Below are 363 nucleotides of genomic sequence, written 5' to 3' on the forward strand. Positions count from 1 at the left end.
GGCACCATCACCCTGGGGAACCGGCAGGCCAGCGCGTTCCTCGCCGTCGGCGGCGTGAGCGAGGCGGAGCTGGCGGATGCCGCGCAGCTGTCCTCGCTCGCGGACGAGACCCCCGAGGGGCGTTCCGTCGTGGTGTTCGCGAAGGAACATTACGGTCTGCGTGAGCGCACTCCCGGCGAGCTGGCGCACGCGACGTTCGTGCACTTCACCGCCCAGACCAGGATGTCCGGCGTCGACCTGGCGCCCGAGCCCACGCACGGCGCCGTGCCCGCCGGCGCCGTGCCCGCCAGCGCCGTCGGCGCCCGGCGGGTTCGCAAGGGGGCGGCGAGCGCGGTCACCCGGTGGGTGCGGGAGAACGGCGGG

The 363-nt window shown here is 75.5% G+C and carries 1 pseudogene; it reads left to right on the top strand.

What is annotated here, in order from left to right:
* A pseudogene (locus MXD62_RS10455) lies at positions 1-363 on the top strand (potassium-transporting ATPase subunit B); the annotation flags it as partial.

Source organism: Frankia sp. Mgl5, from assembly GCF_023242985.1.
Taxonomy (GTDB): Bacteria; Actinomycetota; Actinomycetes; order Frankiales; family Frankiaceae; genus Parafrankia; species Parafrankia soli.